The organism is Shewanella sp. 1CM18E, from assembly GCF_023161665.1.
Classification (GTDB): domain Bacteria; phylum Pseudomonadota; class Gammaproteobacteria; order Enterobacterales; family Shewanellaceae; genus Shewanella.
Map to the genome: position 1 here is coordinate 339126 of NZ_JALNTW010000003.1, position 13080 is coordinate 352205.

General features: G+C 41.5%; 10 protein-coding genes. 9 read left to right on the forward strand and 1 reads right to left on the reverse strand.

Features of this window, described 5'->3' with window-relative positions; genetic code table 11:
* Positions 1-32 precede the first annotated feature (32 nt).
* From MSG37_RS07010 to MSG37_RS07025, 4 genes are all read left to right on the forward strand, one after another.
* Entirely contained in the window at positions 33-722 is a 690-nt protein-coding gene (locus MSG37_RS07010; protein WP_248469865.1) for an HAD-IB family phosphatase, read from the forward strand.
* 205 nt (positions 723-927) lie between these two features.
* Entirely contained in the window at positions 928-1545 is a 618-nt protein-coding gene (locus MSG37_RS07015; protein ID WP_248469866.1) for a hypothetical protein, read from the forward strand.
* Between the two features lie 375 nt (positions 1546-1920).
* Complete coding sequence (locus MSG37_RS07020) at positions 1921-3390, forward strand: carbon starvation CstA family protein (protein WP_248469867.1); 1470 nt, start codon at positions 1921-1923, stop codon at positions 3388-3390.
* A 320-nt stretch (positions 3391-3710) separates the two neighbouring features.
* Positions 3711-4775, forward strand: coding sequence for a GGDEF domain-containing protein (locus MSG37_RS07025; protein WP_248469868.1), 1065 nt, complete (start codon positions 3711-3713; stop codon positions 4773-4775).
* A gap of 121 nt (positions 4776-4896) precedes the next feature.
* Here MSG37_RS07025 and MSG37_RS07030 read toward each other — a convergent pair whose 3' ends face one another.
* Positions 4897-7263, reverse strand: a complete 2367-nt coding sequence (locus tag MSG37_RS07030) for a TonB-dependent receptor (protein ID WP_248469869.1) — start codon at positions 7261-7263, stop codon at positions 4897-4899.
* A 132-nt stretch (positions 7264-7395) separates the two neighbouring features.
* Here MSG37_RS07030 and MSG37_RS07035 point away from each other — a divergent pair, with 132 nt between their 5' ends.
* The 5 genes from MSG37_RS07035 (at position 7396) to MSG37_RS07055 (ending at position 12976) form a co-directional block, all read left to right on the forward strand.
* Entirely contained in the window at positions 7396-7713 is a 318-nt protein-coding gene (locus tag MSG37_RS07035) for a hypothetical protein (protein WP_248469870.1), read from the forward strand.
* A 2-nt stretch (positions 7714-7715) separates the two neighbouring features.
* Positions 7716-7979, forward strand: a complete 264-nt coding sequence (locus MSG37_RS07040; protein WP_248469871.1) for a hypothetical protein — start codon at positions 7716-7718, stop codon at positions 7977-7979.
* 11 nt (positions 7980-7990) lie between these two features.
* Positions 7991-9589, forward strand: a complete 1599-nt coding sequence (locus tag MSG37_RS07045; protein WP_248469872.1) for a PepSY-associated TM helix domain-containing protein — start codon at positions 7991-7993, stop codon at positions 9587-9589.
* Between the two features lie 386 nt (positions 9590-9975).
* Positions 9976-11013, forward strand: coding sequence for a glutathione synthase (gene gshB, locus MSG37_RS07050; RefSeq protein ID WP_282446591.1), 1038 nt, complete (start codon positions 9976-9978; stop codon positions 11011-11013).
* A complete protein-coding gene (locus tag MSG37_RS07055) occupies positions 10997-12976 on the forward strand; it encodes a flavohemoglobin expression-modulating QEGLA motif protein (protein WP_248469873.1) in 1980 nt (659 codons plus the stop codon). The genes gshB and MSG37_RS07055 overlap by 17 nt, the downstream gene beginning before the upstream one ends.
* The last annotated feature ends 104 nt before the right edge of the window (positions 12977-13080 follow it).

Below are 13080 nucleotides of genomic sequence, written 5' to 3' on the forward strand. Positions count from 1 at the left end.
TGGTTTTCAGTTAATAGGTTGAATAAATAAGCGTGAAGTTGGCTCTATTTGATTTTGATGGCACTTTAACCAATAAAGATATGTTCACTAAGTTTATCTTTTTCTCGGCTACGCCTGTGCGGCTCTTACTAGGCATAATCTTTATGTCGCCGCTTTACCTGCTTTACAAAATGGGTGTTATTCCTGCCCGTAAGCTTAGACCTTTTGTGAGTTACTGTGCGTTTGCAGGTCGCGACAAGCAAGAGGTTGAGCGGCTTGGTGTTGAATACGCTACTAAAATTATTCCACGCTATCTGCGCCCTGAAATGCAACACACCCTCAAACAGCATCAGGCTGAAGGCACAAGTATCGTTGTGGTTTCTGCCTCGTTAGATCTCTACCTTAAGCCTTGGTGTCAGATTATGGGGTTAGAGCTGATCTGCAGTGAAATGGCAACCAAGCAAATTGCTAAACAAGAGCAGATGCAAGCGCTTAATCAAGAACTAAAACAAGAACTAAAACAAGAACTAAAACAAGAACTAAATCAAGAGCTGAAAAATAGCCGTTACACCGGATTCTATGTTGCGGGCGACTGCAGTTGTGAGGTTAAGGCGTCTAAGGTATCTGAGCGTTTTAACCTTACTGATTACAGTTGCATCTACGCCTATGGCGATACTAAAGAAGATTTAGCCATGCTAGCCATTGCAGATAAGGCTTATATGCAAGGTGTGAGGCAATATTGAATCGAGTAACCAATTGTACTTATTGGCTATTAGTTAGATTAAACCCGTTGGTTACCAGATGCAGTAATTGCGTAGAATGGCTCGGCTAAAGGCTAGTCGATTGTCGATTATGGCTCGCGACTAGTTTAGTGAGTAAATTTGTAATAACGATAAGCTTAATTGGCATGGATATCGTTATTGATTAAAGTTATCAGGGAGTTTGATCATGATAGGGAAGTTTTTCATTTCATTTTTGGTTATTTGCAGTTATATGCTGATACCGTTCCCCATTGCATTGGCAATGAGAGAAATATTTTTTCTGCCAGACTCATACATTATAGGTTTAGTCATTGCGTTCGTTATTGGCTTCATTCCACTTATGCTATTTGTATCGAGTAAGGTGTTTCTGTTTCCGGCAAAGCACAGTCAATCGATATCTAAAACTGAGTTGGTGAAGCAAATTTCAAATCTTAAAGTAAAAGATTGCTTGTTTACTGTTGAGCAGCGAGACGATTGTTTGGTGCTCACGTCGCCTTATATGGATGCTAAATTTATTTCGTTATTTAAGGCGCAAAAAATCAGTAAAAGCTATTACATGAAGCTATGGTTTGATGAAAGTAAGCATCGAGTAAGGTTTAAAGATCATTTAGTTTCAAGCTCAGCGGTATTGGGTGTAGGTGGTTTCTCATTCAATATGAGCGCGCAAACCGGTTATGTAACGAGCCAAATATTTCTGTTAGACAGTAGCGCTAAACTCGTCAGATTTAGCAATGCAGAGTTACATAAAGCCTTAATCGAGGTCGTTACCGCAAATGGTTGGGATCTGAATTTAAAAATGATTTAATCATGTTAAAGCCAGTCTATGCTGGCTTTATTTTTATTACCTGATACCTGTTATTCGCTATTGCTGCTCGTCTGCTCACCTTAAATGTAAATCCATTCTTTTAGTGGTACTTATCTCTCGTGTTTATATGTAGTTTGTTGTGTATTTGATGCTATATTTTTAGCGCTGTTGCCATGTTGTTTGTTATAGGTTGTGATTGGGTGCGCATACTTTGCACGACGCAAGAGCGATACTGCGAGATAAGTCTTCCTTGCATAAAGATAAAACCGGAGGCAAGCCCGACCTTGGTATAACAAGTTGTTACTTGACCAAATTCCTTTAGTGAACAACACTCGATGCTCAACATATACCCTACAAATATGGATGATTATAAAAATGCTAATATTCTTAATTTGTATTGCAGCATTACTGCTCGCATACAAGTTCTACAGTCCCTTTGTAGAACGCCAAGCTGGAATAGATCCAAACGCAAAAACGCCACAAGCAAGATTTGAAGACGGTGTCGACTATGTCGAAGTTCACCCTGTTAAAGCTTACTTAATTCAGTTTCTTAACGTTGCTGGCGTGGGGCCTATTTTCGGGCCAATTCTGGGTGCGTTATATGGCCCCATTGCACTGGTATGGATTGTTCTTGGTAATATCATTGGCGGTGCAGTTCACGACTACTTCTCTGGTGTGTTAAGTATTAAAGAAGACGGTAAAAGCTTGCCTGAAATCGCAGGGCATTACTTTAACGTTTACTTTAAAGGAGTTATGTTAATTTTTACTGCCATGCTACTGTTTTTTGTTGGTGTGGTATTTATTATGAGCCCAGCAGGGCTGCTGAGTAACCTTGATTATTTTGAAGGCACAATCTTAGCTAACAATACCTTTTGGGTATTGGTGATTTTAGGTTACTACTTCTTAGCGACTATGCTACCTATCGACAAAATCATTACTAAGCTTTACCCAATATTTGGTTTATTAATGATTGTTATGACGGTATCAATTGCCGTGGCACTGCTAATTAGTGCACCGCAGTTACCTGAAATGGGCGATATATTTGCCTACTTTGACCATAGTCATTACAACAACGATCTATTAGAGCCAAACCCAGACGGTTTGCCAGTATGGCCTTTATTATTTGTCACCATTACTTGTGGTGCAATTAGTGGCTTCCATTCAACTCAGGCACCGATAATGGCGCGCTGTTTAACTAACGAAAAATATGTTCGCCCAGTGTATTATGGCGCAATGATGTCTGAAGGCATTGTGGCATGTGTATGGGCAACAGCGGGTATTGCAGCGTTCCCAGGTGGTTATGCTGAGCTGAAAAGCATTCTAGATGCGGGCGGCCCTGGGCTTGTGGTTAACCAAGTTGCGACAACTTACCTTGGTGTTGCGGGTGGTATTATGGCGATTATTGCGGTGGCGATTTTCCCTATCACCTCTGGCGATACAGCCTTTAGATCTTTACGTCTAACGATTATTGATGCATTTAAGATCCCGCAAAGCTTGAGAAACCGCTTATTCTTAGCAATTCCAATCCTAATCATTGCTTACTTTATGACTAAGATTGATTTCTCGTTAATCTGGCGCTACTTCGCGTTCTCAAACATGCTGCTTTCAACTAGCGTATTGTGGCTAGCAACTAAGTACCTGTTTGATAGGGGCACCTTCCATTGGATTGTGAGTTTGCCTGCTATTGTGGGGACTTGTGTCACGGTATCTTACATCGTCACAGCTGGTATCGGCTTAGGGTTACCGCAATCACTGAGTCAACCTGTTGGCATCGCCGTGGGTATTGTATGTTTGATAGCACTGATTATGGCGCACAATAAGCGTAAAGCGGTTAGTCAGCCATAGCTTTGGATATCTCTCCTGTAAATGAGGTGTTGATATAAGCCTCTGACAAGAGAGCTGGGTATTACGTCTAGGCATGATTGAATGATTGTCATCACAAAGGCTGCAGTTTGCAGCCTTTTTTATGGTCGCAGATCCATCCTAAATAACGCTACTTGTAAATCCTCTATAATTAAATTGTCACATTCAACTAGGAACAAACCTTTTTAAGTTCGTTAATACCAGTTTTTATGGCTTTACTAGAGTAATTACTTGATTTTATTTTCAAGCCAAGTAGCTTGGCATTGAAAGGTTACTCTAATATTCGACGACAAAGGCGGCTTATGGATAGACAGTATTTTTCTGTAAAACCCCAAGACGAAGGGCTGTTTGATATCAATAGTCGCCAGCGAGTATTGAAATTTATCCTCATAGTGTCACTAATAACCTTTCTTCCTCTAAGCATCAAAAACTTCGTGATTGGTGAGACATTACTTGCAAGTTTCCTGGTCGCTTTCGAGTTGGTGTTACTGATTGAAATTATTGCGGTGCTGCGCTTAAAGCACAGCCTATGGGGTTATAAACCGTCATTGTTTTTCCTGAGTATCTCAATGGTGATGACGGTAGATAGTTTTGGCACTTTAGGTACTTACTGGGTATTTCCGGTGGTGGTCACTGTGGTGTTTTTAGTGCCTCAAAAATTGGCATTAATCACCAACGGCGTGATTATTGTGGGCAGTATTTTCACGGTTATTCCTCATCAAGAGCCTATGGTGACTCTGCGCTTTATTTTAGCGCTATTGTTTAGTGTTTCTATTGCTCATTGCGTGGTTGAAACCCTACGTCAGCTGCAATCTAAACTCAGTTATTTATCGACTCGAGACTCATTAACCGGGGCGTTAAATCGGCATCAAATGGAGAACAGTCTACAAGCTGCGACAGACTTAGCTGCTCTTGGTCAGCAAACCTGTATTGCGATTATCGACATAGATTATTTTAAAAAGGTGAATGATCTACATGGTCATGATGTTGGTGACCAAGTGATTAAATCTGTGGTTGAATTGGTTAACAGTAATAGTCGCCAAACAGATTTACTATTTCGCTTAGGAGGTGATGAGTTCTTATTACTGTTTGATAATACCAAGCAAGAAAGTGCGCTTAAACTTACGCAAAATATTCGCAATAAAACCATTGCAGGTTTGGCAATACAATGTCCGCAAATAGCCGAAGTGACACTCAGCATAGGTATTGCTCAGTCAATAGCTAATGAAACAAGTGAAGTGTGGGTAAAACGTGCTGACATGGCGCTTTACGCGGCTAAAAAGGCGGGTAGAAATCAGGTTAAAGTGAGTGTGATTGGCGAATATTCCGCAGATAAATTAGTTAATATTCAGTCTGCTGCAAAATAGCTAACACTTGCCATAAGGTTAGCAGTAGTAAAATCATGATTGCAGCAAATCCTATCAGTGCTAGCAAAACAGCCTCCAGCTTATCAAATAAGGCCAGCTAGGCTGGCCTTACTGCGCAGTTTTATAAGCTAAATTCACCACGTAAGGTTAAGGCAAAGTGTCTTGGCTCACCTAAAGCCGGGGTACGGGTAAAGTTATTGGTAATGTACTCTTCATCAAATAAGTTGTTACCTTGCAGGTAAATCCCCACAGTTTGCCACTCATAACCAATTTGCATATTCACCAGAGTGCGGCTGTCGTTGTAGGGATCAAATAGCTCATCGCCCTCTTTGTAACCTTCACGGTATGGATCAACCTTAACCGGTGCGCTTTGGGCATAGTTGGCATTCACGTTAGCAAAAATACCATTGTCAGCGCTGTAAGTAGCGCCAACATTACCTGTCCACTCTGGTGCGGTAAATTGACGACCGGATAAGTCATTAACTATCGGTGTCGTTTCAGTAGGAATAGTGATCACAAAGTCAGTAAACTCGGTCTTTGACTGGCCCACTGCAGCATATAGCGTGAGCTCATCAGTGACTTGGTAGTTCAGCTCAAGCTCAAAACCTTGCACGGTTGATTGACCTGCATTGACGGTTTCATTGTCATAACGGTTAGGTGAGAGCTGCACGTTCACTTGTTGGTCACGCCAGTCGACATAAAACAGGTTAGCATTGGCAATGAGGTCGCCGTCTAACCAAGTGGAGCGCAGCGATAGCTCATAGTTATCAGTGTATTCAGGGTCGTACTCAAACACATCACCACGAGCGTTATTAATACCTACACCTCCTGAGCGATAGCCTTTTTGGTATGAAAAGCTAGTAATGAGATCTTCAGTCCAGTGATAGCTCACACCTAGCTTAGGCAAGATAGTATTAAAATCATTTTCAATTTCGGGAGTCGTTGTTGAGGCACTAGCCGCTAAATCATAAAACTGCTGGTTAATACCGGCGATTAACGGGGAAATACCTTCATAAGGTGTGCCAATATAGCTGGCTGGATCGGGTATTTTATCCGCATTTAAAATAATATATTGGGCATCATTTTGTGTTTGTTGCTTTTCATGATCAAAGCGAATACCACCAAAAACGTCCCATTTTTCCGTTATACTCCAAACAGCATCTGCAAATAACGCATAGCTTGAAATTGTCTGCTGTGACGAGGTTAACGCACTTGTGTGAGCAGGATTAAACTCGGCATATTGGCCAACCACTAAATCTGCAATAGGTTGGCTGAGCCCGTATCTTGCTTGCAATATATCGCTGGTGAGGCCTAAACGGTTTAGCTTCAAATTACTTAAACCGTTAGACTGGTCATCGACATCAGTATTGAAGTAATAAGCGCCGATAATACCGCTAAAGTCATCGTATTCAAAAGTCAGTCTTAGCTCTTGGCTGAGTGAGTCAGTGGTATTGTTGTAGTTAGAAATACTGCCAGTATCCTCAGGAAATTCACTGCCCTCTATCGCTAAGAAGTCTGAATCCCAAGTAAAGCGAGTATCGACACTAGACCAAGTTGTATATGAGCCTAGCGACCAATAATCGTTTAAGTCGTAATTTAGCTCCAATACTATTATGTCGGCATCGACGGTCTCTTTTCTTTCATCGTTATTGTAGACATAGCGATTTTCAAATGGGTTTTGACCTTGAGCAATTTCTACCGCGGTATGGCCATAATCACTATTGCTGCGGGTATAGCCTAGTTGAGCTGAAAACTCAGGCAGTGCCGATGGTTGATACAGTAACTTTAATCGATAAGTGCCGTCGTCACGATAATCGGCAGGTTCATGGCGAACTAAGTTGTCAATATAGCCGTCAGTTTCTTTCTTTTCACCACTAAAGCGGAATGAAAGCTCATCTTCAATAAGGCCACCACCAATGGCGACGCCAATTTCTCGTTGACCGTATTCGCCCACTGTTAACTGGTACTTTCCTTGCCAATCTTGAGTTGGTGCTTGGGTGGTCATGATCACCGCGCCTGCTAACGCGTTACGACCTTGCAACGTCGATTGTGGGCCGCGTAAAATTTCAACTTGCTTAGCGTCCCAAGTTGAAAACCCGCCGCCATAAATCATCCGCTCAGGCAAAGGGGCGCCATCGACATACACGCTTGCTAAAAAGCTGTTGCCACCACCTGATACATTAAAGCCATCGATACCACGAATGCTAAAGCTACGGTTACCAGTAACTTGAGCGTTTGCGGTATTGATTATTACATCGCGAAAATCATTAATATTTTCTTGCTCTAACTGCTTTTCGGTAAGCACAGCAACACTGGTTGTAGTATCTTGTACAGTGCGGGCTATTTTCTGACCAGTAACCATGATCCGCTCAATATCACTGGTATCGGTAGCATTATCTGCTGCAGCAGATAAACAGGTTAGTGAGGCCGGAATGAGTAAACCAAAGCGAATTGCGCTGGCAATAGGGGTTAAGTTAGGAGATCGCATGCTTTATTGTCCAAATGATAATGGTTGTTATTTTTAATTGCGGCGATGCTAACATAATCATCTTGTAATCTGATAAAGTATTTACGATAATTAATACAAATTATTATCATTTGTATTTATGTTGGTTGTTTTATGATTTTCGTTGGTGTGTTTTTATTGTGGCTTGGATGCTTTGCTAGCTATTTATCTTCGAATAAACAAAAGCTTATTTATAAGTCCACGTCTAAATTTGTAGCGTGGTTGGGTTATGTCATAGCGCTCAGCCTTGCGGTATTTGGCCTGACAACACATTTTGGATGGCTGGTCTCAATATTAATTAGCTTGCTATTAACCATGGCAATGTGGCTGTTGTTGGTTGTGTTGGCTGCTCACGCTAAAGAGCGCAGCATATTGGTGTTTGCAATTGGCGCAGCAATATTTCCAAGTATCTTTCTATTAGGGGGTCATTAACCATGTGGCCTAAATCTCTGACTGCCTTTTTTGGTGGTTTACTACTGTCTGTCAGTATGATGTTGAGTCTGTATTTATTGTTACCAATAGCGATAGATATCAAATTGCTGGTGGGACTATTGGCAGGTTTTAGCATCTGGGTCGCAGCAATGGTTTATTACTATAGCTTCAATAGCGCTAAGACCAGTGCTTTGGCTTGTGGCAAATTCTTACTGTTCTCTGTAGCAGTGAACTTCCTTCTTTATTGGTACCAGTCGCCCCTATGAATACTCAATCTATGTACGCTACTACAATTAAAAATCCACGAAGCCAGTGGGTAAAAAATCTAACGGAATCTCATAGCTGGATAGGGGTGATCATTTCACCTCTGCTGTTTGTCATCTTTTGGGCTGGTGCTGTTACGCTGTTTTATGAAGAAGTGAAGCAGTGGGCTGTTGTGCCGCAATTTCCGCTAGCAATAGAGCAAACAGAAATGCCGTTACAGCAAATAGTCGAAGATAAGCTGGCACAGCATGATTTTGATTATGAAGAGCACCTTATGGTGCAAATGCCATCTGAACACGACCCTTACTATAAAGTGTTCTTAGATCTCGTTCGTGAAGAGGGCATGGAAGATGAACATGGTGAAGTGGTGTCTTTGCTCATCGACCCTAATACTGGCGCTAGTGTGGCCAATAGAGATGACTTTTTTCTTGGTGATTTTATCTACCGGTTACATTACGACTTAAATTTACCTGGTGGCACCTACTTAATTGGCATCATTAGTCTGTTCTTCTTTTTTGCTTTGGTATCTGGTGTGTTTATTCACGCTAAAAAGTTATTTAAACATTTTTTCTTATATCGTAATGATAAAAACCGCCGTGACCAGTTACTCGATTTACACAATGTCGTTGGCGTGATGACGCTGCCATTTACGCTAATGTATGCATTAAGTGGCTTAGTGTTTAATTTGGCCATTGTTTACCAAATTGCCTTTGTGGTGTTTATCTACCAAGGCGATCAAGACACATTATTTAAAGATGCAGGTTTTACCTTATTTGATGAGCCTAGAATCGAGCAAAGCATTGATATGAGTAATGCATATAGGATTATTGAGCAAGCACGTCAGCAGCCTGATTTCTATTTAAGAAATGTTATCTTTTATAACTACGGCGATGAGTCAGCGATTATCCAATTACGCGGTAATGATTTAGCGAATTTTTCGCAGAAAGATGAGTTCTTTTATCGGGTAAATACAGGTGAATTACTGAATAAAACCGATATTGAAAACTACAATGTATTTCGTAAAGGCCGCGAGATTATTGCGACCCTACATTTTGGCGATTTTGCCGGTGTAGATGTGCGTATTTTGTATTTTATTCTCTCGATTGCCATATGTGCGATGATCGTTATTGGCAATATGTTGTGGCTTGATAAGCGTACCTTGCAGCAAAATGTATCGCCCCGCAGTATAAGTATTGTAAGGGGATTAACCTTAGGTGGCTGCGGTGGTTTAATTGTTGCTACTACGGTCGCTTTTTTTGTCGAGCGAGTATTACCAGCAAGTTTGCAAGCTAGAGCTGATTACTTGGTGTATAGCTTTATTGCAACCTTAGTTATGGCTATGGTGTTGAGCTACAGTATTAGCAATAAGCGTAAATACTTAAGCCAGATGATATTAACAAGCACGCTATTTTTAAGTGCCACATTAGTTGCTGATTGGTATTTGTTTGCCAGTGAGATCTCCCAATTAACCCAGCAAGGTTTCTATGGGATCATCGGTGTTGAGATTGCAATGTTATTGTTGATTATCACAGGGCTATGGCTGGTCAGTAGGCTTAATCAGCGGCAAACACCGTCAGTTAATCTTGAGCCGACAAGCTTAAAAAGCTCTTAAGTCCTTTATTGAAAGCGCAGCCTCTAGCTGCGTTTTTCGCTCTCTATTAGCCAAAAGTGGCGAAACTGCTTATTTCTGTGTTTTTTTAACTTTATTGGCGAGGTTATCGCCTAAAAACAGGGCCTAATGGATTGTTAATTCATGGGTTTTAAAGTGACTGAAATTATTTTATTTTGTGGTTATTTTTTTATATTCCAATTTCAAATTATGGTGTAAATTAGCACAACCATATCTAGTACAACTTGTATTGATAGATAGATGCCATTGTCGGCTTTGGTGATAATTAACCTAAGCCTGTGTGTTATTTATTTTGAATACTCTACACCTCCCCAAGCCACCATCTGGCCCAAGATCTTTAGAGCATTCCGTTTTATAAAGAGATCCCATTGAATATTTTATTTTTGATGTACCCGTGGTCGACGATCGTACCAGAAACCGACACCACACTGCGGTTAATCCATGAGTGCGTATTGAGGGGCCATACTGTTGCAGTAGCAACCACTAGCAATTTGACCATGCGCGACTCTGAAGCCAGTGCATTTTGCCAAGTGTTTAGTAAAGAGCAGGCAACACCGAATAATATCGTTTCTTTTTATAAAAAAGCTCAGTTTAAAAAGCTGCAGTTACCACTGGCAGGCTTTGATAGCATCTTTATGCGAGCGAGCCCGCCGCTAGACCCAATTGCACTAAACTTCTTAGATTCAGTGCGTGATGAAGTCTTCATCATGAACGATATTGACGGCCTGCGTATTGCTAACAATAAGCTTTATACCGCGTCATTTGATGACCCAAACAATACTTTTATTCCCTCTACTCATGTGTCGAAAACACCTGAATATTTAGAGCAAGTGTTGCGCGAGTCGAAAACAGACAAAATGATCATGAAGCCACTTGACGGCTTTGGTGGTCAAGGCGTTATTTTGGTAGAAAAAGCGGCGCAAAAGAGTTTTCACTCATTGCTACAGTTTTACATTAACAGTGGCAAAGGTGGTAATTACGTTATTCTGCAAGAATATGTTGAAGGCGCAGACGAAGGCGACGTACGTATTTTGATGCTAAATGGTGAGCCAATTGGTGCCATGAAACGTGTGCCAGCCGCAGGAGAAGTCCGCTCAAATATTCATGCTGGTGGCAGCGTGGTAAAGCACGTGCTAACCAAAAAAGAGAAAGAACTGTGTAAACATATTGGCCCTAAGCTAGTGCGTGACGGTTTGTTCTTTGTCGGTATTGATGTGATCAACGAAAAGTTGATTGAAGTAAACGTGCAAAGCCCTGGCGGCATTATGCGGATCAATAAATTAAACAACGTGAAACTACAGCGTAAAGTTATCGATTTTATTGAAAGTGTAATCCAAGCAAAAGAAGCGTTAAGCACCAGAAAAACAGAATTTAGAAAGGCGATTGAAGATGCTCAAGTTATCTGAAAAAGAATGTATTGCATTAATAAGTAAAGGTGAATGCTTCCACGCAGAAGTAGAAGCAGGCGCATTTACCGTAAAAATCGATGAGTACTCACCATTTGTGTGTACCGCTATTCATAATGGCCATCGCCTGCGTGAAGACTTACAAAATAACTGCCGCCTAACAGATGAAGAGCGCCGTTTTGCTGAAGCGCCATATACCGCAGACATGCTGTCATCATTCCCTATCGTACTGACGGGTAATGACTCACGTTTTGAATATGACTTGAATAGACCTAAAGCGCATTCAACCCATTACAAAACAGCGTGGAAAAAGCCATTAACCACTAAGCAGCGTAACGAAAGCCATGCTAAGCATGAGTCTTTTTATAACGTACTGAGCGCTTTAGTTGCACGTTTAGAAAAGCAGTTTAAAAACAGCATCGTATTTGACGTGCACTCATTTAACTATCAGCAGATTGAAGCTGACACGCCAACTTTCAATATTGGAACTAGTCAGATTGATATCGAGCGCTGGGGCACCACCTGCCAAAACTTTGAAAAACAGCTTAATAAAATTGAGCTGCCAAACATTGCTGTGCGCGCTGCACGCGATGAAGTATTTCAAGGTCGCGGTTACTTAATTGCCCACGTTAACGCCCATTTTGACCACACTTTAGTCTTACCACTTGAAGTGAAAAAAGTGTTTATGGACGAAACCACCGGCGAGCTATATCCACTGGTTTTAGAAGAGCTAAAAGGCGGCGTGAAACAGGCTATTTCTGAGTCTGCCGCTTACTTTATGCGCCGCTTTGGTAAGCGTAAATCAGTGCGTAATGTCGATCTACTGTCATCGACTTTACCGTCTGAAATTTTATCGCTAGATAAGAGCTTGTATAAGCTTGCCAGCAATGTCGCCACACTGAAGTACATCAACCCAGTTAATATCGCCAGTGAGCGTAAAAAGTTCTTAGCCCGTAAAGGTGCGGTAGCGCCAGAGTTTAGCTACAAGCAGTTAAACATTAATCCATATCAGTTCCGCGAGCAGCTTTATAAGCTGCCAGTGTCGAATATTATGGACGCCGATATTCAGCAACTTTACCGCCATGTGATTGATAATCTAGCGACTAAAATTGACCTACTTTGCTCGATAGGCACCGATGAATTTGTCTATAACTCATTGAAATATTATGGCCAGCCAGACAAAGAGGACATTGCCAACGCTGAATTCTTACTGCGTGCGCCAGCCATTGAGGGCGATGACGAAGAGCCTATCTATGATGCGGCTTATGCGGTTAAGTCATTCCAAAAGTATGCCGATGACTGGGGCCTAAAATGTAAGGTTGAAAAGTCATCACGCATCGTAGCTAAGGCGATGGTTAATAGTGCTCGTGGTAGCTTGATGATTAACAAAGATGCCATGTTCACCAGTAAAGAGTTAGTGGCTTTTGCTTACCATGAGCTAGGCGTGCACATGCTGACCACCGTTAATGCCCGTAGCCAAAAGCTACGAGTGATGTCACTTGGCTTAGTGGGTAATACCCATACCCAAGAAGGTGTGGCGATTTACAGTGAATACTGTTCAGGCAACTTGACCTTAAACCGTTTGAAAATTCTAGCAATGCGTGTGATCGCGGTTAACTTAATGCTAGAGCAGCGTGACTTCTCGATGACATTTGAGACCTTAAAGCGTGAATATGGCCAAACGACCGAACAAGCCTTTACTTTAACCACGCGTGTGTATCGCGGCGGCGGTTTCACTAAAGACTTCCTGTACTTAAAAGGCTTTAGAGACATTGTCAATTTAAGCAAAACCACGCCGCTAGATAACTTACTGGCAGGTAAAGCAGGCATATTAGACATGCCAATTGTCAGTGAAATGGTTGAGCGTAATATGTTAGAGCGCCCAGTGCCGTTATTTGAGCTTAAACATAAATCAACACCAGAAACCGCGGTGATTGATTATCTGATTTCGGCGATTCGATAAATCGTCATTGCTGCATGAAAACGCCTTATTTTTAACGGAATAAGGCGTTTTTTTATGTCGATTATTATTAGCTTATAAGATCGAACATGGTATAAATAATGGTC

Coding starts and splice junctions, on each gene's coding strand:
- MSG37_RS07015 (WP_248469866.1), top strand. CDS start 928: ATGATAGGGAAGTTTTTCATTTCATTTTTGGTTATTTGCAGTTATATG.
- MSG37_RS07020 (WP_248469867.1), top strand. CDS start 1,921: ATGCTAATATTCTTAATTTGTATTGCAGCATTACTGCTCGCATACAAG.
- MSG37_RS07025 (WP_248469868.1), top strand. CDS start 3,711: ATGGATAGACAGTATTTTTCTGTAAAACCCCAAGACGAAGGGCTGTTT.
- MSG37_RS07030 (WP_248469869.1), bottom strand. CDS start 7,263: ATGCGATCTCCTAACTTAACCCCTATTGCCAGCGCAATTCGCTTTGGT.
- MSG37_RS07035 (WP_248469870.1), top strand. CDS start 7,396: ATGATTTTCGTTGGTGTGTTTTTATTGTGGCTTGGATGCTTTGCTAGC.
- MSG37_RS07040 (WP_248469871.1), top strand. CDS start 7,716: ATGTGGCCTAAATCTCTGACTGCCTTTTTTGGTGGTTTACTACTGTCT.
- MSG37_RS07045 (WP_248469872.1), top strand. CDS start 7,991: ATGTACGCTACTACAATTAAAAATCCACGAAGCCAGTGGGTAAAAAAT.
- MSG37_RS07055 (WP_248469873.1), top strand. CDS start 10,997: ATGCTCAAGTTATCTGAAAAAGAATGTATTGCATTAATAAGTAAAGGT.